This is a genomic window from Salinicoccus albus DSM 19776, from assembly GCF_000385175.1.
Classification (GTDB): domain Bacteria; phylum Bacillota; class Bacilli; order Staphylococcales; family Salinicoccaceae; genus Salinicoccus; species Salinicoccus albus.
In genome coordinates, this window is the sequence record NZ_ARQJ01000028.1 from 125,567 (window position 1) to 148,754 (window position 23,188).

Below are 23,188 nucleotides of genomic sequence, written 5' to 3' on the forward strand. Positions count from 1 at the left end.
GGTTTTATTTACAACACCGCATGTCTTGTATACCCTTTAACTAAAGAATTTTAAGAGGGTGGGCGACAGGAAATGAGTTGGATTCAACTGAGTGATGGAAAGTCAATACAAATCATTGAGAAATTGCGTGCATACAGTGATGATGAGGTTTACTTTAAAGTCGGACTGGAAGACAGGAAGATTAAAATCATATCAGAAGATGAACTTAACAATTTAAAGGAAAAAGATCAGCAAGGCTTTTCAGAAGCACAAAAACTTGCGCTTTTTCATGATTATTTCCGTGGCCGTCCGGACGTATATGCGACCAAATATTATAATAAGAAAGGTAAGCCCGGTTTTAGTCCTCATGGTGATTTTGATTGGGAAGAAGTGGATGATAAATTTTCGAAAGGTACCAAATGGCAAAAAAATATGATTTCCTATTATCCATATCGACTGGAAACCATTAAAAAACATATCATGGGTAAGGAAAAGGATTTTAAGTATGGTGCAGGTATATACCCGATGTTGAAGGATGATACATGTTATCTTCTGGTTATGGATTTTGATAAGAAAAATGCTGAAAAGGAAGCGAGAGCTTTATCTCAAACTGCGAAGAATCATGGTATTTCGTATTTAATAGAGCGCTCACAATCAGGGGAAGGTATACATTTATGGTTTTTCTTTGATGTACCTGTCAGCGCCAGACTGGCCAGACAGATGGGAAGTGCACTGATTTCTGGGGCGATGTTGGAAAGTGAATATATAAAATTTAGCACCTTTGATCGTATGATCCCAATGCAGGATACATTGCCACAAAACAGCTTTGGCAATTTGATCGCATTGCCGTTACGATGGGAAAAAGTTAAAGAGAAAAAAACAGTCTTTTTAGATGAAAATTTTACTGTTGTTAATGACCAATGGAGACATCTGTCTCAAATTAAGAAAATCTCTAAAAATGAACTTGTAGCACAAATTGATAAGCTGAAGAATACTACTGATTTTCCTAATATTAATTCCAACAAAATAGAAGGACTGGTTGCTCAACTGGGCGGAGAGCTCATGGTGGATAAAACAAGTATTTCACGTAATGACTGCCTTCAATTGGAACATTTGGCTACATTCGGCAACCCGGATTTTATCAAACTTCAAAAAATGAGGGCGACCACGTGGAACACACCAAGGTATATTACCGGTGCAACTGAAGACGATCATCACCTATATTTACCCAGGGGGATTTACGATGAAGTGATTGCTCTGGCAGAAGATGCAGAAGTGAATGATGAATTAAATGATGGTGAGCAAATAGACGTTGGGTTTAAAGGTGAATTAAGAGATGACCAGCAAAAAGCTGTAAATACTATGATGAAGCATTCAATAGGAATTTTAAGTGCCTCTACCGGTTTCGGTAAGACTGTCGTAACTGCAAATGTTATTTCCGAACGACAACTCAGTACTTTGATTATAGTGAATAGTAAAGTATTGGCAAGGCAATGGAAAGAGCAGTTGAATGAATTTTTGGATATTCATTCAGAACCGATGGTGGAATATACTCCAACGGGACGCATAAAGAAAAAAGACAAAATCGGTGAGATACATAGCACAAAGACAAATCAATCAAAAATAATTGATATTGCATTATTTCAGACTTTAGCCAATCGTGATGATTTTAGGGAGTTTATTAGAGACTATGGTATGGTTATTGTCGATGAAGCCCATCATATCGCAGCTCAAAGTTTTGAATTTGTGATTAAACAGGTGGCTAGCAGATACTTGTATGGCCTGAGTGCAACTCCGGAAAGAAAGGATGGATATACTCCGTTAATCGGTATGCGGCTCGGTGATGTGATTTATGAACATCAGGAAACTCAAGCAGATACAGTTATGCTTCCACAATATTTCTATCCCAGGTTTACGAATTACGCTGAATTTGCAAAAGAGTTGTCCTATACAGAGCATATTGAAGCACTATTGAATGACAGAGAAAGAAATGAGCAAATTCTAGAGGATATAGTTGAAAACGTGACACTAGGCCGAACTTGTATTGTGCTTACAGAGAGAATTGAGCACGTACAGATTCTAAAAGAATTATTGATAGAAAATGATGTTAAACAATCGGTTTTTGTGGTCACTGGGAAGGAAGGGCAGAAAGTTAATCAGAAAAACATTGAGGTCATGAAGGAATTTGATCAGCCCTATATATTATTGGCTACCGGGAAATATATTGGGGAGGGTTTTGATCTTCATCAACTGGACACGATATTTTTAACACTTCCGATATCATGGAAAGGCAGACTCCGACAATATCTTGGTAGATTACAGAGAGACGTTGCCAATAAAGATGAGTTGAGAGTTTATGACTATATAGACTTAGGTATCTCTATGTTTGCGAATATGTATCAAAAACGTTTCAGAGAGTATAAGAAACTGCGATATAAAATGGCTGAAGACGGTAAAACTAAAGCGTTAGAAGCGGGTTTATATGAATCAAACACTTATTATAGTGATCTGGAAAAGGATTTGAAGCAGTGTAATTCAATTGTTGCAGGTGTTCCCGCTTTATCTGCAGGATTGGTTAAAGTAATGCTTGAAAACGCTTCTGAAGGTAAGAGTTTGAAAGTGATCACAAAACAGGCGACTGCTAGAAACGGTAGAGTTCATCAACGTCAAAAGGAACATGTAGAAGCTCTTCAGCGTGGAAATATAACAGTGAATGAGGCAGAGAAAATTTCACAATCATTCATCATATTGGATAATGAAATCGCCTGGTATGGCAACATCAATTTTTATGGATATGTCAATGCTGGTTCGACTGCAATAAGATTTAGAAATTCAAAATTGGTTGACCAAATAGTGAATCAATACAGGAAATAAATAATGTAAACCGGTATGACGGTCAACATTTTCCGTTGCAGTAATCGGACAAACTGCTAAAAATTTTCCTTGATTGAATAGCTTCGGAGATCATACAATACCAGGTCTATGTCCTGATTGTGGGGTAAAATTCAAATAAACTAACTCCTTTTTCTGGAATCTGTATTATCAAAGTTCATCCCTTACGGCTGTGTCCCCAGTCAATTTCTTCATGTTGGTTTTCTTTCGTTATACCTGCCATTAACTCTTCCAATGCTGGGTCAGTGCTAACGGGTTTTAATATAATGCTTTTACCGTCTTCAATGACTTCTAATTCAGTATCATTTTTAATTTCCAATTTTTCTGCGATCTTTTTTGGTATACGTATACCAATGCTGTTTCCACAGTTTTGTGCAATGATCGTCATGTGCTTCCCCCCTCGTATTTTACGTGCATTATTACAATTCCCCCTGGGAATATTTGAGTACATACTCAGGGGGATATACAGTCCTCTTGAACTTTTACGGTTCTAATCCATCGTCACAATCAATCTTGCAACTTCTCCCCGGTCCAGCCGGTCAAAACCTTCGTTGATATCTTCCAGCGATAATGTTCCGGAGAGCAGGGCATCAACATCCAAGCGGCCCTGCTTATATAGATCCACAAATTTCGGGATGTCTCTTGAGGGTACACAACTGCCGACATAAGACCCTTTGACCGTGCGTTCTTCTGCAGCTAATGTCACATGCGGGATAGAGAATTTATGATCCGGGTCGGGCAGGCCTGTAGTCACAGTGGAGCCGCCGCGTTTCGTGATTTTATAAGCAACATCCATAGCGGGGGTGGCGCCTGCTGTTTCGAAGGCGAAATCGACACCGCCATCGATCAATGCCTTGACCTGCGCCTCAACATCATCAGCTGACGAATCGAATGTTGCTGTTGCTCCAAGTTTTTCAGCTAATTCGAATTTATCCTGATTGATATCAAGCGCAATGATCTGGCTGGCACCGGCGAGTTTCGCGCCGAGAATAGCGCTCAGCCCAATGCCGCCGAGACCGACGACAGCGACTGTACTGCCGGAACGGATTTCCGCTGTATTGATCACCGCGCCGATGCCTGTAATGACTGCACAGCCAAAAATCGCAACATTTTCAAATGGAATTTCGTCATCCACTTTAACAATGGAATTCGTGGAGACGACGGCATAGTCCGCAAAACCTGAAACACCCAGATGGTGGTTGATGGTTTCATCATTGCCTTTGAAGCGTCTGCCGCCTTCAAGCATCTCTCCTCTGGAGTTTGAAGCTGCGCCGTTTTCACACAAGGCCGGGCGACCCTCCCGGCACGGGATACAGTGTCCGCAGCTCGGGATGAATACACAGACGACATGGTCTCCTTCCTTAAAATCTTCAACACCCGGTCCAATTTCAACAACTTCTCCAGCCGCTTCGTGTCCCAACGCCATTGGCATGGGTCTCGGGCGGCTGCCATTAATCACTGATAAGTCAGAATGACAAAGACCGGCAGCACGAATCTTGATCATCACTTCATTTTCTTTCGGTTCATCGAGTTCCACCGTTTCAATGGAAAGTGGCTGACTATCTTTGTATGGTGTGGACAATCCCATTTCATTCAACAGGGCAACACGTGTTTTCATCTTATCAATCCTCCAACGATTACTTTATTACCCAATTAGAAGTTCTCACTTTGGTACGTTTTCAAATTTTTTATCCCACGGGGCAGTTCTATTTTATCAATTCCATTATATCCCTCTTTACCCAAACCTTGAATGAGTAATTCCCTGAATTCCTCAAAGTGAGTGTGCCTGCGTCCGAATTTAGATTTTGTGAGGAATGAAAAAACAAAATCGCTGTATCGTTTAATGACGGCATAACTGCCTGGAATGTTTAAAACTCGCTATACAATCCCCTGTATTCTCAAGATTATTTCTGCTATTACTGCTGAGCCAAGGTACGTTCCTATTAAAACCAGCATCCCTATAATTAAGGTCTTCCATCCCAGTTTTGCGAAATCTGCCCAGGAGTTTCCGATGGAGATGCCTGCATAAGCTAAAATGGGGGTCGTGATTGCAAGTAAATTCACTTCGGCTGTCCAGGCATATATTGTTTCTGAGCCTGGGAAGGCAGGAACTGTGATCAAAAATCCGAGAATTCCAATGTATGCAATGCTCGGTATTTTCCAAGGCACATATGCATGGATCACCATTCCTGCCAGGACTATTAACATCAGAACGATAATTCCCGGTAATGCTGTAAGGGGCATGACTTCATAGCCTATCAGATTGCCAAGCAGTGTCAGTGCCCCAACAATTATAAGTGTCATTGTCCAATCGGTTAATTTCTCTGCCATATTTCCCATCCCCTTGGTTTTATGATTTGAATCTGATCATCAATGAATAATATTTTTCGGTCAGAGGCAAGGCGATGAATAGACTCATATACAATCCTGTGACTGAAGTGAGCAGGTTACTGGCGCCTGAGTATGCTGTGATGGTCTCACTCATTTCCGGATATAACGAAATAAGTGGTCCAAGTGAGGCTGCTGTCATGCTGCCGCTTCCAACGCCAGTGGCCATGGCAAATGACAAGGGACTAATTGGCAGGATGGACGCTAACAACCCTGATGCAAGGCCCATAAATATTGCACCGAAAATAGTGCCGAAAATGTACACTGCCATGATGCCCCTGCCTTCCGGGGATGAAATCCCATACTTCTCTGTAATGATAGCAAGGTTAGGTTCTCTGCCAATCGAGTGAGTCATACCGATAGTTTCTCTTTTTAACCCAAGAAAAACGGCGACAGGGAGCGCCACTAATATTGTGGCCAGGTTTCCGATTTCTTGTAATATCAATGCAGGCCCTGCCCTGAACAATTCAGGCAGCGCAGGGCCTGCCTCAACACCAAACTTCGCAACTAAGATGCTCACTGACATAAAAACGAGGGTTTCTGCTTTTTTTGACTGTTTCTTACTGATCAGCGGTGTGAAATATGTCCCCAGACCAATGACGACTGCATATAGCATCGGCAGCAATAATATAACACCGGGCCCGATAGGGATTTCATGTGTGCCGATCAATTCGGTAAGTATCACGATTCCTAAAACAACTAAATGGAGACGCCAGTCTTTCCATAATCCTTTCGGTTCATTACTCATTTTCCATCCCCCTTTTCATTATCTCTGTGAATGAGTTTCCATATATTCAACAGTTGCTTTTGCCAGTATTTTCGCTGCAATCAGCAGTGCTTCTTCATCAATATCGAATTCAGGGTGATGGTGTGGATAAGGATCAACTAAATTTTTGGGGCTTGCCCCGGTGAAAAAATAGGTACCCTTCACTTCTTGCAAGTAATATGAATAGTCCTCTCCGCCCATTATCGGGTCTATTTCCTTAATTTCATCGACTCCGGGTACTGTCTCAGCCATTCTCATTACAAATTCTGTTTCTTCTTTATGGTTAACTAATACGGGATAACCTTTATCGTACGTATACTCAAAATCTGAGTTGGATAGGTGAGTCGTCCCCTCGACGATACGTTTGATCTCATCTTCCATAAAGCTTCGTGTTTCTTCGTTAAGCGTGCGTACTGTGCCGGTTAACTTTGCAGAATTTGCGATGACGTTATACGGTCCTTTGGCTTCAAATGAACAGACTGATAATACTGCTGAGTCAAGCGGATCGACCCGGCGGCTGACAATCTGCTGCAAGTTATCGACCAGTTGGGACGCAATCAGGATGCTGTCTTTGGTGTGCTGCGGCATAGCCCCATGCCCACCTTTGCCTTTAATGATGATTTCGAAAGCATCCGCCGAAGCCTGTAAGGCGTCCGTCCGATAGTTGATTTCATGAAGCGGCGTCTGAGCCTGCAGATGGGTGCCAAAAATTACATCGACCCCTTTCAGGCAGCCGTCCTTAATCATTGATTTTGCGCCCCCCGGCGGCAGCTCTTCGGCATGCTGATGGATAAAAACAACTGTGCCTTTCAAATTATTTTTCATTTGGTTCAGTGCTTTCGCAACGCCGAGTAAAGTTGCGGTATGTCCATCATGGCCACAGGCATGCATCACACCATCATTGACTGACTGGAAATCCAGTCCTGTTTCTTCCTGAATGGGCAAAGCGTCAAAATCCGCACGAAGTGCAACAACAGGGCCATCCAGTTCACCTTTCAGATAAGCAACCACTCCGTTACCACCGACACCGGTCTGTACTTGATGTCCAAGTTTTTGGTGAAAATCAGCGATGTATGCGGGTGTTTCTACCTCTTCGAAAGACAGTTCCGGGTGCTTGTGCAGATGTCTCCTGATCTCAACAATTTCATCGTAAATGGCATCTAAATCAGAAAATAATTTCTCCATGTCAATCATCCCCTTAATTGATTTGAAATTCTTTAAACATAGTATATATAGTAAAATGATAGTCGTCAAAATATTCTATATATTTTGTATTGTAGCAATAAAAAACACCTCAGAAATTGGATTGAGGTGTTAAAGATTCCCTTTTATATAAACGGAGGGATTTTATATTCAGTTCAGCAAACGAATAGACTAAGGTAATGGCTCCCTGAGAACAGGGGAGTGATTAAATATTATTCCGGATATACTGCTTCCTGCGATTCGGTACTGTTTGATTCTCCCGTGCTTTTAACTGTAATATTCTGTTCTTCAGCAAGTACTCTGCAAACTTTAGGTGCCGACCAGAATGTGGTCATCATTAAGAATGCCACGGGCAATGCTGTGACGACGATGAAAGATTGCAGCGTGCTAATGCTGCCTTCACCGATGTTTAACAGTAAAATCGCGACGCCGCCCATAACGAGTGCCCAGAATACGCGCATCGTTGCGGACGGGTTGCCTTCACCGGTAATTGCCATTGAAATGGATAATGCCATAGAGTCAACAGTAGTGAGTACAAATACAATAGTAGCCACCATGAATAAGGCGCCCAGCACTGTGCTCATCGGCAGTTGTTCTGTAGTTGCAATCATCGCAGCCTGCACACCGCTGGCGTTGAGTTCTGATGAGATGACGCCAGGATTTAACAGTTCTTCAAATATGCTTGTGCCGCCCAGAACAGTAAACCAGAATGCAGTTACAATGGGTGCGATAATTGCGACTGCAACGACAATCTCACGGATTGTGCGGCCTCTGGACACCCGGGCGACCATGATCCCCATCATTGGCGCATAGCCGATGAACCATGCAAAGAAAAATACTGTCCATGCGCCGAGCCATTCTTCATCTCCCCGATGTGTATTCATCGTGAAGAAGTTTTGGACATATACCCCGAATGACTCGATGAAATGATTGAAGATGAACATGGCCGGTCCAATAATTAATACGAGCAATACCAGGCCGATGGACAAGATGATATTGTATGTGCTGAGCAGCTGAATCCCTTTATATACGCCGGTGGCAGCAGATACTGCAGCAATAATAACCACTACAGCAATAATAATTGCTTGAACAAAGAATGTATCGTCTGTGCCGAACAATGTATTAAAGCCATACCCTGCCTGCAGACCGAGAAAGCCGATGGGTCCAATTGTTCCGGCAGCGACAGCGATAATGGCAAATGAATCGATCAGTGTACCGAGTACACTTTTTCTTGCCAGTCTGTTGCCAAAGAATGGGTAAAGCAAGGACCTTGGTTTCAGCGGTGCGCCTCTGTGATAGTGGGCATACATTAAAACAATCGTGCCTAAAGTGCCAAGAATCGTCCAGGCCAGAAAGCCCCAGTCAACAAAACTTGTGGCCAGTGCGGGTACGACCGCTTCAGCCGTTCCCGCTTCTATCCCTTCACCACTGAAATGCGGAGGAACCTCCAAAAAGTGGCTGATCGGTTCTGCGGATGCCCAAAATATGCCGCCGCCGGCAAGTAAAGTACACATAATGACTGAAATCCACCTGAAAGTGCTGAGCTCTGGTGTATTCATTTTACCCAGCCGAATTTTCCCGTATTTTGAAAAGCCTAATACAAGTGCTATCAGGAAAGTGACAAGTGCTATGATTTGATACAGGCCGCCGAAGTATGTGGCAGAGAAATCAAACAGCTGAGTCACAATGTTGTTCACAAATTCTTGGTTGATGACACCGCCAACGATAAATAACAGTAATATGCCGCCGCTGATGATGAACACGGTCCAATCGACATTTTGTTTCTCTTGATTTTTCAAATGATCCCTTCTTTTTCTTAAAGTAGTGTTCCTATGATATCTTTTATTTTTATATTGATATAGAATACGTTATCTCAAAAAACAAACAGACCTTTAATAATATTAGATGCGGGTCTTTCAGTCAATGGGGGGAGATGAAATTAAGGCAGGAATGATACTGCGGGATTGTATAATAATTTTGTGTGAATGAATATGTAGAAAAAGGGAGCGCTTTTCTTGTAGAATCAAGTTATCGTACCCAATTTTGGGGAAAGAAGTCTTCCTGGTAATGATCTACCAGTACAGGTTCGAAAACTCCCTGTATAAAAAACTAAGGAGCTTGATAGTATCAATAATAAAATAATGATTTACAATGCAGTGCTCGCTGCAGTTTACGTTGCGACGACAGTAATTAACCCCATCGGGACGATGGCAATTCAGCTGCGGATCAGCGAGATGCTGGCAGTGATTCCATTCTTCAACCGGCAGTACATTCCCGGTATGATCTTGGGACTTGCGATTGCCAACATGTTCTCAGGTTTAGGTTTAATCGATGTAGCGGTGGGAGTCGGTATTGCAGCAATCGCTTATACAATCAGCTATTTCGTCAAAAATATATGGTTGAACGTCATTCAGTACAGTCTGTTATGCGGGATCTTTGTTGGACTGATGTTATGGCTGGTACTCGGCATTCCATTCTGGTTCAACTTCATCAGCATATTAATTTCAACACTGATTACGACATCTCTTGGAGCGTGGCTGTTTACTAAGATTGCCCACAGAGTGCTGCCGGAAGTGAAATAAAAGGAAACGTGCGATATTTGCATGTTTTCTGATTAATCATTCAGCTGGAGGTGATGTCGTGAGAGTTGTTACAGGCGATGAGATGAAACAGATTGATGCGTACACGATGAATGAAATCGGTCTTTCCGGTGTGATGCTGATGGAAAATGCGGGGCAGGCGGCTGCCCGACGCATAATGGACCATTATCCCAATGAAACATTAAGTGTGCTGATTGGCAGCGGGAATAATGGCGGGGATGGTTTTGTCATTGCTCGTATGCTGAAAGAGAACGGTTTCGATGTTAAGGTGCTTGTTATTCCGGATGAAGAGAGAATTTCCGGAGATGCTCGATATCATAAAAACGTGTATAAAAAATGCGGGCATACTTATGAACAATATGATAAAGATTCAGATATTGAAGCGGATGTCATCATCGATACGATGCTCGGTACAGGGGTAAAAGGGGAGATCAGGGCCCCCTATAATGAGATATTCAGTACATTGAATCATACGTCTGCGACCGTCGTATCGGTGGATCTGCCCAGCGGTGTACCCGCAGAGACAGGGACGGTGCCTAAAGGGGCATTAAAAGCAGATCGCACGATCATCATTGAACTGCCCAAGTTAAGTTATTATAGTTATCCAGCCAGGGAATATTACGGCAGGGCAGAGGTGGCCGGTATCGGCATTCCGGCGCAGGCTGTTGAGTCAGCGGTACGTTCAGATGTCAGCGTATGGACCTTCAATGATACACGGGAAAATTGGAAACGCAGAGCGCCGGATTCTCATAAAGGCACGCACGGTAAAGCCGGAATCATCGCTGGCAGTACGGATATGCCCGGTGCAGCCGTTTTAACGTCAATGGCTGCTGTAAAAAGCGGTGCCGGTCTGACAGCTGTGAATACGCCGCCTGAGAATTTTCCAATCGTAGCCGGCCATACGCCGGAGGCAACGTTTTATAAGCGGCACGAGGATTTGGAGGACTTTACCAGTCAGAAAGATGTGATCGCTTTCGGGCCCGGAATGGGGGTGCATGAGGAAACTGAGAAAACTTTGGAATACCTCATTGAAAATTTTGATGGGACACTGGTCGTCGATGCCGACGGACTAACCGGATTCAGTCATTTGAAAGGTAAGGTTAAGGCAAGGACATCTCCCTTGATTATCACCCCGCATCCGGGAGAAATGGCAAAATTGATGGATGATACAGTGGCCTCGGTCAACCAGAACCGTTTTGAAATTGCACAGGATGTGGCCAGAGAATATGGTATCTATGTCGTGTTAAAGGGAGCTTTCACATTGACTGCAGCTCCATCCGGGAAAATCTGGATCAATGATACCGGCAACCCGGGGCTTGCCAAAGGCGGAAGCGGAGACGTACTGACAGGTATGATCACTGCATTTGCCTGCAGATATGAAAGTATCGGGCATGCTGTCTCAAGTGCAGTATTCATGCATGGGTTTACCGCTGAATACGTTCACCGGCAAAGTGCTGGCATCGATACGATCAGCGCTTCCGATATTGCCGATCATCTTAAATATACATTTAAAATTGTTGAAGGATAAGGAAAGCGCTGCGTCCGCAGCGCTTTCCTTTATCTTATTCATTGATTTCAGACCACGTGCTGAGCAGTCCATCAACAATACGATCGATAATATAATCATTCGTATCGTATTTAGTATGGGAAAAGGGATTCCAGCTGGTCAGCAGTCCGCCGGCGTTCACTTCAATGTCTTTAGTTACGGCTTTTTGGTAGTTGGAATTCAACTCTTTTAGAGGGTATGCAAGGATATCATTTTTATCATAAAAATTGAGCCATTCCCCGCCAAGGTTTGGGTAATGTTGGTGTACAGAAGGGGCTGGGACATTAATGGGTTCGCCAAAATTGTTAAACCGCAGTGACCATAAAGCAAGCGGGCTGCCTAAAGTGTAGAATAAGTTCAGTGTTTCTCCTTTTTCCAATGGAGTGTCTTCGATGTATCGTTCTGTACGCTTACCGATGTTTCTCTGTTTTTTCTGCAAATCATAAAAATAATTAGTGGCCACGACTGAACCAAGACTTTCGCTGATCACACATAAAGGCGCATGTGGTCCGGCTTTTTCCCGGAGAAGGCTTAGGTTCTGAGATAAAAGCGCGTGTACTTTGTCATAATTTTGACCGTTCAATGCCGGAGCGGGCTGATATGCGACAGTATCAGCCAGAAACTCAACGACAAATCGGCGCAGAAATTCATAGTTCAGATCTCCGCCAGTCTGCACTTTCTCCCATAGTTTTTCCTGTCCTGATTCGAATATTTCTGACCAGAATATCGGTTGAAACACGATATTTTCTTTATTCACCTGCTGGCCGAAACCTTCTGAGATCTTTTCGATCATTTCTTCCGCAAAATTTTCCTCGGGCGTTCCAGCGCCGTGAAGTATCGCAACAGCAATTTTTTGTACCACATGCCTCACCCTTTAGTATGATATTAAACACTCAAAGTCCCAACTTTACTTTCTGTATGGTTAACAATCATCTCATTTTTTATCATTCTTTCCATTTTTTCAATGTCATTATATAAAATCCTGTCGTCGCTTAGTTTAGGTACATGCGCCCGAACAGTTTCGTAAATATAGTCCAGGCTGCTGCTTGTTTTTAATGGTTTTAAAAAGTCTAGACCTTGGCAGCCACACATTAATTCTATTCCCAAAACTCTTTGAGTGTTAATAATTACATTCAACAATTTTAAAGCGGAAGAGGTCCCCATACTTATGTGATCTTCTTGACCTGCAGCGGTTGGGATTGAATCTACAACAGCTGGCTGGGCATAGCGTTTATTATCGGAAACTAAAGTCGCTGCAACATACTGCGGAATCATATATCCCGAATTGATCCCACTGTTCTCAACCAAAAATGGTGGTAATTCGCTATGCTCCGTAGATAATAAACGAAAAATCCTTCTTTCGGAGATATTGGCTATTTCGGATAAAGCTATTGTCAAAAAATCCAAACTCATAGCTATAGATTCTCCATGACAATTAGCAGACGAGATAGATTCATTATCTGCGGGGAAAATTAATGGGTTATCAGTAGATGAATTCATTTCAGTTTCTACAAGCTGTTTTACAAAATTGAGCGTATCTTTACAAGCACCGTGAACCTGTGGAACAGCCCTAATACTTAAGGCATCCTGAGTTCTAAAATCTTTATATTTTTCTGCAATCTCACTGCCGGAGATTAATGTATTTAAATTAGATAATGTTGATTTAACTCCTTGATGAGGTTTTACATTACCAACTTTTTTATCAAATGCATAACGGGTTCCCTTTAGTGCCTCGAAACTAATCGCAGAAACAACATCAGACGTCTTCAATATATTTATAGCGTCATATACACCAATGGCACCAATAGCAGTCATATCAACTGTACCGTTAATTAAGGATAACCCTTCTTTTTCATGCAGGGAGAGGGGGGTCAGGCCCCCTTTTCTTAAAGCTGTTTCACCATCTAAAAGTTCGCCCTGAAAATAAGCTTCTCCTTCACCGATCAACACCAAAGCTATATGAGATTGATAAATTAAATAGCCTGGTGATCCCTCCCTGGGAACTTTGGGTACGATATCAAGATTGATAAGGTTAACCAAAGCTTCGACTGTTTCTAACCTGATACCTGAATATCCAGAAGATAAATTCTTTATCATCATCACCATTACAGCTTTAACCAATTCTTTTTCTAATGGGTTGCCGACGCCACTGGCATGGCTATAAAGTAAATTGTTTTGTAAGTGCTTTGATTTCTCCGCTTTCACTTTGGTTGTACTATTATCTCCTACTCCTGTAGTAATTCCGTAAACGGTCTTTTCCTCAAATAGAAAACTTTCTACTACATCTCTGGAGCGTTGTATAATATCTTTGGATTCATTTGATATAATTAAAGGAGTATCAAACCTGGCTATAGACACTAATTCATCAATGGATAACTCTTTTTGAGATATTACTACTGGTTCTTTTGGTATCATTACCATCACTCCGATCAAAATATTTCTGAATTTCGCTGACTGATTAGCAACTAATTGTCTTCTTCTTTATATACGTCCTCATGATTTCCATCGCTATTTAAAATGGATTTAATAGTAGATAATGTTTGGATCATTATAAAGAACAGTGCTGGTACTCCTGCAATGGTGGCCATTTGCTTAACCGCATCAATGCCTGTTATTTCTCCACCGGTACCAGAAGTAACAGTTAAAATGGCCATCATTCCCATAATGACTCCCCAGAATACTTTTACCCTTGCCGGTGGTTCAGGATCTTTCAGTGTATTCCCGTTCGTTGTCAATGAAGACATGGTTGTTGTTAATGAATCTGCCAGTGTTGTAAATGATAGATAAATTGCTACTAGAATGATTAAACCAATGAAAGTCGAAAACGGAAGCTCTCCAAGAAAGGCGAAAAGTGACAATTGCAGTCCTTCTGACTGATCATTAATAATATTCCATAGTTGGCCGCCGCTATTCCAATCAAAGAACATTGCAGACCCGCCAAAAACCCAAAACCAGAAAGCGCCGAAGCCGGCTGGAAGAAGTAAATTTAATATGACGAATTGTCTGAGTGTCCTGCCGTAGGATAATCTTGCAAGGAACATCCCAATGAGTGGAGCATTGGCTCCCCACAAAGCCCATTCGAAAATAGGCCATTCTTTGGACCAATTGGATTGTTCCATCGGACTCAGCCACAAGTGAAAATTGGCCATATTACTTAGATAGTTTCCTGTGCCCTGAGCACCTATATTTAAAATATAAGCTGTTGGTCCGGCTATAAAGACGAAGAGTAAAAGAAATATGAATATTTTGGCGTTATTGTCAGCAAGAAACCTGATTCCTTTTTGTAGTCCCGTATAACTGGAGACAATGTAAGTTATAGTTATCGCCAGCGCCAAGACAGACCATAGCACTGGTCCATCGTCTATTGGTGTATAGTATGCGATGCCACTGCTTATTTGTAATACACCTTCTGCCAATATTGCTGACATAGCGCCGGCGATGGCAAACATACATATATTGTCGACAACTGTTCCCGTCGCCCCCAGTGCTCTTTTTCCTATCAGTGGATAGAGTGTAGAACTTACATTGTATGGAAGTTTAAGGTTATAATGAGCATGTGCTACAGCAATCCCACAAATAACATATAGAGAATAAGGAGCGAGTGTCCATTGCATCATTACTGCTGACATCGAAAAAGTAGCAGCTGCTTCAGAAGAAGGTTCGATTCCCAGAACTTCTGGAGGGTTCATAAAGTGAGTGAGCGGTTCAGCTGTGCCCCAGAATAGTAATCCTGTTCCAATACCGCCTGTAAGAGATATTGCAAACCATTCCCATTTCTTAACTGTAGGTTTTGCATGTTCGCCTCCAAATTTAATATTCCCATATTTTGAAAATCCTAGAAACAAACAGATGAAAATCAGTACAAAAACAATCAGGCTGAATAACCATCCAAAGTTATTAAAACTAAAGTTTACGAGGGCTGTTTGTAAGTTGTAAAAACTTGTTGGCATTACAATACCGATTATAACCGTTCCAATCAGCAATATCGCCATCGGTAAAAAGACACCCCAACGAATTGTTTTTTTATTCATTTTAATCAATCCCCAATGTTGTAATGTATTGTTCGACCTATTCGTGCAGTATGATTTTTCCGCATTATTTAAATATATAAAGCGCTTATATATTTTAGAAATGAAAGAATTAAAACATAAGCATTCTGCAGAGCCAATAGAATATACTGTATATTTCTAATATTTAAAATATAAAACGATGTATGTATAATTACAAATACCTAAAAACTATAAAACAATAGTTTCTATCTATGAAAACAATGTAATATACGGGTGGTAAAGGTAAGATACCAAGCTGCTTCGCTCACATTATCAGATGAATTGAAATGGAGGAGTTGGGGTATTTTAGAATTAGAAAAGAATGGTTAAGTATGCATACGACTCAGCCTGAACAGATTTTCAGCATGTTGATAGATTATCAACTCATTGTATAGAACTATATTAAATTGATTATCACAAAATACTATTAGGAAGGTGTTTGCATGGAATATTTAGATATGCAGGAAAAAGTTGAAGCGTTTTTCAAGATGTATGAATATCAATTCAATCTTGCTTTAGAAGACAAAGCAGACTTAGAAATCATTGCTGGCTTCTACTCTGAAGAGTTTATAGCAGCCAACCCGTTTGGTGTAAAAGCAGGGGAAAACAATGATGAACTTAAAAAAGCTATGGACAAAGGATATGAATACTACCGCTCTATTGGAATGATAAAGATGGAATGTAATGAAGTTCAAACGACTGCACTTGATGACATGCATGTGGTTGCTCATACTCAATGGAATTCAATCTACCTAAAGGATGGGGAGGAAGTGTCCATTCCATTTAAATCTAATTATCTGATCCGATTCAGAGATGGCAGTCCTGTTGTTTTCGGGTGGGTTACAGGAGATGAGTCACAATTATTAAGAGAGAAGGGTATTATTTAAGGATTTAATATAAAACTAGTGGTTCGTTTCAAAAATAGTATCAATATTAATATTCTATAATAATCAGAGGATGATTGAAACCCAAGTATGTCTCTGACTAATAATGTGCTGCCTGCAAGCAGTTGATTTGAGCGATAAATTGATAAGAAGTTCGGGTTTTCTTCTGCCCGTGATTATATCAATTACTTTCCATGCATGAACCCAATGTTTCCATATGTACATAACAGCTTATCGATTATGCATATCTATAGTATCATTGAGTTAACATGACAATGGCTGGCACAATGCGCCCACTAAAAATGAGGGATGCCCATGGAGTTTCTGATCGATCCCGAAGTCCCCGCCATCTCTCCGGGGGACGTGAGCTACTATTTATACTTCTTACTGCTGGGTCTGGCTTTTTATGCTGTCCATAAACTGAAAGGTTTAATTTCGCGCTATAAAAACCGCGTGCGCATCTTTTTCCTCATTCTGGCTGTACTCCAGAGGGTAACGGTCAACAGCTGGTATTTGATAATCGGCGAGTATTCATTGGCTTACTCACTGCCGCTGCAGATTTGCCGGCTCGTCGTATTGGTTGTCATCATCCAGTTCTTCGCCCGGAAAGAGTCGCTTAACCAGGTAATATTCTATATCGGTCTGTTTGCCTATGGTGCCTTTTTCTATCCGGTCGGCATCCATCCGATCACACATATGGCTGGCTGGTCGTTTTTTCTGCTCCACAGTATAAACATTCTATTCCCGTTCGCCATGTATTATGCCGTCGGATTCATGCCGAGTTTCAAGGGCCTGCTCCAGGCTTACGCCATATTTGTTGTTTATTTTTCTGTGGCATACTTCGTTAACCAGATTGCCGGCGGCAACTACTTCTACCTCGTTGAGCGGCCTTTTCTTCATGATTTGAATGAAATGGTGTATATTATCATTAATCTCGCAGGCACATTTCTTGGATTTCTGGTGGTATGGTTCATCATTCAATGCATCATCAAACTGAGGGAGAAATTTATGCTTAACTTAAAATGAAAACCAATGGAGGTTATATGCATGAAGCACAAAATGGATAAAGAGAACTTTTTCTATGCGATGTCGAAGGGTAATGCGCCAAAATTGGAGGTGAATCTGGGGGATACGGTGGAAATCGAAGCCCATGATTGCTTTACTGGACAGATCACTTCAGAAGAGAATGGGTTCAGCGGAGTCGATTGGCATCAGATCAATCCCGCGACCGGCCCTGTTTATATTAATGATGTGAGCCCAGGGGATGTGCTAAAAGTGACGGTTGAAAAAATCGAAATGGGTGAGCGAGGCGTGATGGTTACCGGCCCTGGTATGGGCGTTATGGGCAACAGGCTTAAAGACACGGATATAAGGATCTTCAATGTTGATAATGAAAAAGGGACTGTGGACTTCGATGGTCTCACCCTGCCGGTCAATAAAATGATCGGTGTGATCGGCGTGGCACCGCCGAATGAGGCGATCAATAACGGGACACCCGATACACATGGCGGGAATATGGATGCCGTCAAAATGACCGAGGGCGCCACCCTCTACCTTCCGGTGTATCATGAAGGGGCTCTATTCGGACTCGGGGATGTCCATGCCGCGATGGCTGACGGGGAAATCAGTGTCTCCGGGCTTGAAGTCGAGTCCACTGTCACGGTGACGTTCGAGAAGGCAGAAAGTCTAAAAACGTATCATCCGATCATCACCGACAAAGATGGTGTTTATATGATGGTATCCGATAAAGACCTGAACCTTGCGGTGGATCAGTCCGTCCATAAAATGATTGACCTGCTTCAGCCGCACACAAACCTTTCGCTTTCCGAAATCACCATGCTGATGAGCCTCACCGGCCAGACCCAGATCAATCAGATCGTTGATCCGAAAAAGACTGCCCGTTTCTTCGTCCCCCAGCACGTGCTTGATCATTACGGTATACAGTTGAAATAAGAGAGTAGGGGGAGAAAATCTATAATGAAGGAGATACCTTGGATAAGCAGCTGGCTGTCGCTGTTGAGTATTGTCATTTCAATATGTGCCTTCACCATTGTGATGACCAGAGGGCCTATCATAGCAGGCGGACCGGTCATAGAAATTTATATCAGCCTTCTGTCGCTGATTTTGGCGTTTATATTTTCTATCATTGGTCTTCGGGGCAAAACAGTGAATAATATCATCCCAGGCATCTCCCTCACCTTGACAATCGCATTCGGGATCTTCTTTCTCTTCGTTTATGTGGTATCTGGTATGGGTGCTGAGGGATATTAAAGATTTGGTGATTGCGGCGTGAATAGCACTAGACTGTTTGCATCTATAGAAATCATGGACAAGAGTTGGGAAGTGTTGAACAGAAGGAAGCAGGAAATGTTTGGCGATCTGACCCCAGTTAGGTTTACAAAGGAAATAATATAAATATTTCCCTCCTGAGAACCTCAATTTCTCAGGAGTTTTTCTATGCCGCCAATGCCCTGAAATCCAGCGGGGTCAATCCCTTAAATTTACTTTGGTGTCGGCAACGATTATAAAACTTGATATAGTGGGAAGATATCTTCAGTTGATATTGAACTGAGTGAATCTTTTAAGTGGTTGACTAGAAAAAAGCTTCTTCGAGTAACATTTAATAATTTAAAAACCTTGTAACAAAGGACCATATTTGAGTTTGCCGATTTTCGATATGTTTGAATTGTTGGATTCCATGCCTATCATTCTTAAAGATGGCGCTCATTGCTTGTTTTTGTGGACAGTCAATCTTTTTTATAAACTTAAAAAACCTATTGACAAATGAAAGCCCTTCCCTTATTCTGATAATTATAATTAAAATATAGTAACTAATGAGAAGTCGATTCTTAAAAGTGAAACCAAAAGTTTCATTAAATTTAAGAGTGCCTAGCTTCCCGTTGGAAAAGAGCCCATTATTTATGGACTCATATTTTCCTATGGCCGAAGCTAGGTATTTTTTTGTGCACTTTTGTAATCGATTACAGTTAATTGCTTGAAATTTACTGGAAAAAGGAGGAGGCTCAATGGGGGTTTTTGAAACAATAGGGATTGAGTACATTACACTCATAATTATTGTACTTACATTAATTTTATTTCTGATTGATCGTTTACCAATTGCTTTGACAGCGATGATTTCATCTTTAACTTTAGGTTTGGTTGGAGCAATGGAATTTGAACAAGTATATGCTGGTTTTGCAAGCACATTGGTCATGCTTGTATTTGGGATGATGATTGTCGGTCATGCATTGTTTAGAACAGGTGTCGTTATCATTATTGGGAGAGCGATTTTAAAAACGAGATTTGCAAATAACGAAAAATCATTGATCATTTTGTTGATGATTATTGTCGGAGGGTTATCGGCATTCTTAAGTAACACAGCGACAGTGGCTACCTTCATTCCGCTCGTAGCGGCTATGGTGGCGTCATCTGGTGGGAAATTAACGAATAAGAATATCCTTATGCCTGTGGGTATGGCGGGTTCAATCGGGGGCACCATAACACTCGTTGGTTCTACTGCTCAGCCAATGGTCAATTCAATTTTGGTTGAATACGATCAGGAGACTCTTGGAATGTTTGACTTTGCCTGGGTAGCGATACCTATGATGATTGTCCTGGTCATCTATATGGCAACAGTAGGGAATAAACTCCAGGATAAAGTTTATAATTTTCCTGATATTGTTGAGAAACCTGATATTTCTTCGTTTGAAGATTTTAAACCAAACAGTAAAACGTACATAGCTGCTGGTACGATGATTTTTGCTATATTGGGCTTTGCAACTGGCATTTTGCCGATTGAAATTATTGCACTGATGGCTGCGGTCATTGTTCTAGTGACAGGGTGTATTGAATTTAAGGATACGATGAAAAGTATTGACTGGAACACGATTTTATTGATGGCATTTGCCCAAGGTATTGCTGCAGGAATGAATGATAGCGGTGCCGGTAATATGATTGCTGAAGCAACTGTAAGTATAGTAGGAGATAACGTATGGCTACTATTTACCGCAGCAGTTATCATTACTGTCATTCTTACAAATATCATGTCCAATACTGCTGTAGCAGCAATGATGGCACCCATTTTTATAGTTATTGCGGTAAACATCGGATACAGTCCATTAGTATTTATGATGGGAATCGCATTAGCGGCAAACGCATCGATTGCTACCCCAATTGGTGGTACGGCAATGTCACAAGTATTAGTGGGTGGATACAGATTTAAAGATTATGTGAAGATTGGGTTGCCAATCACAATTATACTCACCGTTTTGATTATTATTCTCACACCGTTAATCTTTGGTTTTAATGAGCTATAAAGAGAGAATAAAATTCTGAAAGGAAGATTTGATGAAAATTTATGAGTCAGTTGAGGAGTCATTAGAACAAGTTAAAGATAGCGACACAATTATGGTGGGCGGTTTTGGATTAGTAGGGGCTCCACTTACATTGGTTGAAGGGCTTACCAAAAAAGATGTTAAGGGATTAACTATTATCAGTAATAACCTTGGAGAAAAAAATAGAGGATTAGGAATACTTTTAAACCAGGGTAAGATAGATAAAGGAATCGGGTCGTATTTCACCAGCAACAGAGATGTAGGTGATGCATACCAAAAAGGGGAGATTGATTTACAACTGCTGCCCCAAGGCACACTTTCAGAATCCATTCGGGCTGGAGGTGCAGGTCTGGGTGGATATTACACTAAGACAGGTGTAGGAACTGAACTTGTCGAAGGCAAAGAAGAGAGAGAAATTAAAGGTGAAAGATATATTTTTGAACCCGCATTAACTGCTGATGTGGCTATCGTAAGAGCTTGGAAAGCAGATGAACTTGGAAATTTGGTTTATTACAAAACGGCACGGAATTTTAATCCGATTATGGCAACTGCTGCAAATATTGTAATTGCGGAAGTCGATGAAATTGTTGAAGCGGGGGAGTTATCTTCTGAAGAAATAGTGACACCTCACCTATTTGTAGATAGCGTAGTCAAAGCGCAGAAGATTTTAACTAAAGAGGGGGTTATAGACCATGAGTGAGAATACAAAAGAAATGATTGCTAAAAGAACAGCACAAGAATTAGCAAATAAAAGCATTGTCAATTTAGGGATCGGTATTCCGACATTAGTTCCAAAATTTTTGCAGGAAAGTGATGTGATTCTTCATACAGAGAATGGAATGTTAGGCATCAGTGATGTTAGCGAAGAAAAGGTTGATCCCAATCTGGTGAACGCGGGGAAATTACCTGTGGGGGAAGAAATTGGTTCGTCGTTTTTTAATAGTGCGGATTCTTTTGGAATGATTAGAGGTGGGCACGTAGACGTCGCTATTCTAGGTGGACTGCAAGTGGATCAAAAAGGTCTGATAGCAAATTGGGCAATCCCCGGAAAGAATATTATTGGTGTCGGAGGTGCGATGGATCTTTTAGTCGGAGCGAAAAAAATCATTGTTACAATAATGCACACATCTAAAGACGGAAGCAGTAAAATCGTCCCCGAATGTACTTACCCTATAACATCCATTAGAAGTGTAAACGTAATCATCACTGATCTGGCTGTATTTGAAGTCAGAGATGAAAAATTAGTATGTATTGAAGTCATGCCTGGCTCAAGTGAAGAAAAAGTTAAAGAAAAAACAGATGCAGAATTTATTTTTGATCTGAAGAAATAAGGAGGATATATATGGCAATGAAAAATGTTGTGATTACTCAAGCTACAAGAACAGCCATAGGAAAACTTGGCGGTACTTTACAAGATGAAACTGTAGATTACTTAGCGACTCATGTAATAGAGGATGTTATAAAGAAAAGTGATTTACCACCGCACTTAATCGAAGAAGTAATTTTAGGACAAGCAAAGCAGAGTGCGGATGCTTCTAACTTGGCCAGGGTGTCAGCACTGAGAGCCGGGATTCCTGCAAGTGTCCCTTCCTATACTTTACATCGGCAATGTGGTTCTGGTGTGCAGGCGATGAATTCAGCAGCACAACAAATACAATGTGGCCTTTCAGATATCATTTTAGCTGGTGGTGCAGAATCAATGAGTACAGCCCCATACTATGCGAGGAATTTAAGATTTGGCATCAAATCGGGAAATGAATTTTTGCTGGACCCCAATACAGAAAGTCAGCCCGGTTCCCAGCCATTCGAGGATTATGGAAAGCTAACAATGGGGATGACTGCTGAGAATCTGGCAGAACGATATAATATTTCTAGGGAAGAACAAGATGAATTTGCTTTAAGTAGCCAGGAAAGAGCAAAAAATGCGATTGCCAATGGATATTTTGAAGAAGAAATTGTACCTTATAATGTGAAGAAGCGGAAAGAAACAATCGAATTCAAAGTAGATGAATATCCGAGGGACACTACTTTCGAGAAATTATCCACATTGAATCCTGCGTTTAAAGAGAATGGAACTGTAACAGCTGGTAACAGCAGTGGTAGAAATGACGGGGCTTCAGCATTGATTATAATGTCAGAAGAAAAGGCACAGGAACTTGGTAAATTGCCAAAAGCCCGCATTGTTTCGCAAGCGAGTGCGGGGGTTGATCCAGCTTACATGGGGGTCGGACCGGTGCCTGCAACCCAAAAGGCATTGAAACAAGCGAATTTAAACATTAATGATATTGATATCATTGAACTAAATGAAGCTTTTTCTGCTCAATCTTTAGCGGTGATCAAAGAGCTGAATCTGGATATTGATAAAGTGAACCCGAATGGCGGCGCAGTCGCCTTTGGCCACCCAATAGGGGCTACAGGCGCAATTTTAACAACAAAATTATTGCATGCACTTGAGAGAACGGGGAAAAGATACGGTTTAGTTACGCTATGTATTGCTGGTGGGATGGGAATCAGTACAGTCATTGAGAACTTACAGATTTAAATCTA

The 23,188-nt window shown here is 41.5% G+C and carries 21 protein-coding genes and 1 riboswitch; of the genes, 11 read left to right on the forward strand and 10 right to left on the reverse strand.

Annotated features, from left to right (window positions below; genetic code table 11):
* Nucleotides 1–72: 72 nt before the first annotated feature.
* Nucleotides 73–2,853 carry a TOTE conflict system archaeo-eukaryotic primase domain-containing protein gene (locus G343_RS0108370; RefSeq protein ID WP_020007685.1) on the forward strand — a complete coding sequence of 927 codons (2,781 nt, stop codon included), beginning with the start codon at nt 73–75 and terminating at the stop codon, nt 2,851–2,853.
* A gap of 175 nt (nt 2,854–3,028) precedes the next feature.
* On the opposite strand, the gene G343_RS0108375 is transcribed toward G343_RS0108370, so the two are convergent.
* The 6 genes from G343_RS0108375 to G343_RS0108400 form a co-directional block, all read right to left on the reverse strand.
* Nucleotides 3,029–3,259, reverse strand: coding sequence for an AbrB/MazE/SpoVT family DNA-binding domain-containing protein (locus G343_RS0108375; RefSeq protein ID WP_020007686.1), 231 nt, complete (start codon nt 3,257–3,259; stop codon nt 3,029–3,031).
* Between the two features lie 102 nt (nt 3,260–3,361).
* Complete coding sequence (locus G343_RS0108380; protein WP_020007687.1) at nt 3,362–4,489, reverse strand: zinc-dependent alcohol dehydrogenase family protein; 1,128 nt, start codon at nt 4,487–4,489, stop codon at nt 3,362–3,364.
* Between the two features lie 260 nt (nt 4,490–4,749).
* Nucleotides 4,750–5,202, reverse strand: coding sequence for a hypothetical protein (locus G343_RS0108385; RefSeq protein ID WP_020007688.1), 453 nt, complete (start codon nt 5,200–5,202; stop codon nt 4,750–4,752).
* A 19-nt stretch (nt 5,203–5,221) separates the two neighbouring features.
* On the reverse strand, nt 5,222–6,007 hold the full coding sequence (locus G343_RS0108390; protein WP_020007689.1) for a DUF3100 domain-containing protein: 786 nt from the start codon (nt 6,005–6,007) through the stop codon (nt 5,222–5,224).
* 18 nt (nt 6,008–6,025) lie between these two features.
* Nucleotides 6,026–7,210 (reverse strand): M20 family metallopeptidase, encoded by a 1,185-nt coding sequence (locus tag G343_RS0108395; RefSeq protein WP_020007690.1) that lies wholly within the window; start codon nt 7,208–7,210, stop codon nt 6,026–6,028.
* A gap of 230 nt (nt 7,211–7,440) precedes the next feature.
* Complete coding sequence (locus G343_RS0108400; RefSeq protein WP_020007691.1) at nt 7,441–9,027, reverse strand: BCCT family transporter; 1,587 nt, start codon at nt 9,025–9,027, stop codon at nt 7,441–7,443.
* A gap of 276 nt (nt 9,028–9,303) precedes the next feature.
* Nucleotides 9,304–9,347: riboswitch (PreQ1 riboswitch) on the forward strand.
* 22 nt (nt 9,348–9,369) lie between these two features.
* Between G343_RS0108400 and G343_RS0108405 the strand changes: the two genes are divergently transcribed.
* Nucleotides 9,370–9,810, forward strand: coding sequence for a QueT transporter family protein (locus G343_RS0108405; protein ID WP_020007692.1), 441 nt, complete (start codon nt 9,370–9,372; stop codon nt 9,808–9,810).
* 58 nt (nt 9,811–9,868) lie between these two features.
* A complete protein-coding gene (locus G343_RS0108410) occupies nt 9,869–11,356 on the forward strand; it encodes a bifunctional ADP-dependent NAD(P)H-hydrate dehydratase/NAD(P)H-hydrate epimerase (protein WP_020007693.1) in 1,488 nt (495 codons plus the stop codon).
* A gap of 34 nt (nt 11,357–11,390) precedes the next feature.
* Here the strand turns inward: G343_RS0108410 and G343_RS0108415 are convergent, their stop codons facing one another.
* The 3 genes from G343_RS0108415 to G343_RS0108425 are packed head-to-tail and all read right to left on the reverse strand — an operon-like array spanning nt 11,391 to nt 15,405.
* On the reverse strand, nt 11,391–12,236 hold the full coding sequence (locus G343_RS0108415) for a hypothetical protein (protein ID WP_020007694.1): 846 nt from the start codon (nt 12,234–12,236) through the stop codon (nt 11,391–11,393).
* 23 nt (nt 12,237–12,259) lie between these two features.
* A complete protein-coding gene (hutH, locus tag G343_RS0108420; protein WP_020007695.1) occupies nt 12,260–13,789 on the reverse strand; it encodes a histidine ammonia-lyase in 1,530 nt (509 codons plus the stop codon).
* Between the two features lie 50 nt (nt 13,790–13,839).
* Entirely contained in the window at nt 13,840–15,405 is a 1,566-nt protein-coding gene (locus tag G343_RS0108425; protein ID WP_020007696.1) for a BCCT family transporter, read from the reverse strand.
* 461 nt (nt 15,406–15,866) lie between these two features.
* Here G343_RS0108425 and G343_RS0108430 point away from each other — a divergent pair, with 461 nt between their 5' ends.
* The 4 genes from G343_RS0108430 (at nt 15,867) to G343_RS0108445 (ending at nt 18,578) form a co-directional block, all read left to right on the forward strand.
* Nucleotides 15,867–16,310 carry a hypothetical protein gene (locus G343_RS0108430; protein WP_020007697.1) on the forward strand — a complete coding sequence of 148 codons (444 nt, stop codon included), beginning with the start codon at nt 15,867–15,869 and terminating at the stop codon, nt 16,308–16,310.
* Nucleotides 16,311–16,622: 312 nt separating this feature from the next.
* On the forward strand, nt 16,623–17,333 hold the full coding sequence (locus G343_RS14485) for a YwaF family protein (protein ID WP_020007698.1): 711 nt from the start codon (nt 16,623–16,625) through the stop codon (nt 17,331–17,333).
* Nucleotides 17,334–17,354: 21 nt separating this feature from the next.
* Nucleotides 17,355–18,260 carry an acetamidase/formamidase family protein gene (locus G343_RS0108440; RefSeq protein ID WP_020007699.1) on the forward strand — a complete coding sequence of 302 codons (906 nt, stop codon included), beginning with the start codon at nt 17,355–17,357 and terminating at the stop codon, nt 18,258–18,260.
* Nucleotides 18,261–18,284: 24 nt separating this feature from the next.
* Nucleotides 18,285–18,578 (forward strand): hypothetical protein, encoded by a 294-nt coding sequence (locus G343_RS0108445; RefSeq protein WP_020007700.1) that lies wholly within the window; start codon nt 18,285–18,287, stop codon nt 18,576–18,578.
* Between the two features lie 184 nt (nt 18,579–18,762).
* Here the strand turns inward: G343_RS0108445 and G343_RS15950 are convergent, their stop codons facing one another.
* Complete coding sequence (locus G343_RS15950) at nt 18,763–18,885, reverse strand: IS3 family transposase (RefSeq protein ID WP_425413868.1); 123 nt, start codon at nt 18,883–18,885, stop codon at nt 18,763–18,765.
* A gap of 448 nt (nt 18,886–19,333) precedes the next feature.
* Here G343_RS15950 and G343_RS0108450 point away from each other — a divergent pair, with 448 nt between their 5' ends.
* From G343_RS0108450 to G343_RS0108465, 4 genes are read left to right on the forward strand one after another with little or no spacing between them, the layout of a single operon-like run.
* Nucleotides 19,334–20,623 (forward strand): SLC13 family permease, encoded by a 1,290-nt coding sequence (locus tag G343_RS0108450; protein ID WP_020007701.1) that lies wholly within the window; start codon nt 19,334–19,336, stop codon nt 20,621–20,623.
* Between the two features lie 31 nt (nt 20,624–20,654).
* A complete protein-coding gene (locus G343_RS0108455) occupies nt 20,655–21,341 on the forward strand; it encodes a CoA transferase subunit A (RefSeq protein WP_020007702.1) in 687 nt (228 codons plus the stop codon).
* A complete protein-coding gene (locus tag G343_RS0108460) occupies nt 21,334–21,972 on the forward strand; it encodes a 3-oxoacid CoA-transferase subunit B (protein WP_020007703.1) in 639 nt (212 codons plus the stop codon). Before G343_RS0108455 ends, G343_RS0108460 begins: the two co-directional genes overlap by 8 nt.
* A 17-nt stretch (nt 21,973–21,989) precedes the next feature.
* On the forward strand, nt 21,990–23,183 hold the full coding sequence (locus G343_RS0108465) for a thiolase family protein (RefSeq protein ID WP_026366331.1): 1,194 nt from the start codon (nt 21,990–21,992) through the stop codon (nt 23,181–23,183).
* Nucleotides 23,184–23,188: the final 5 nt, after the last annotated feature.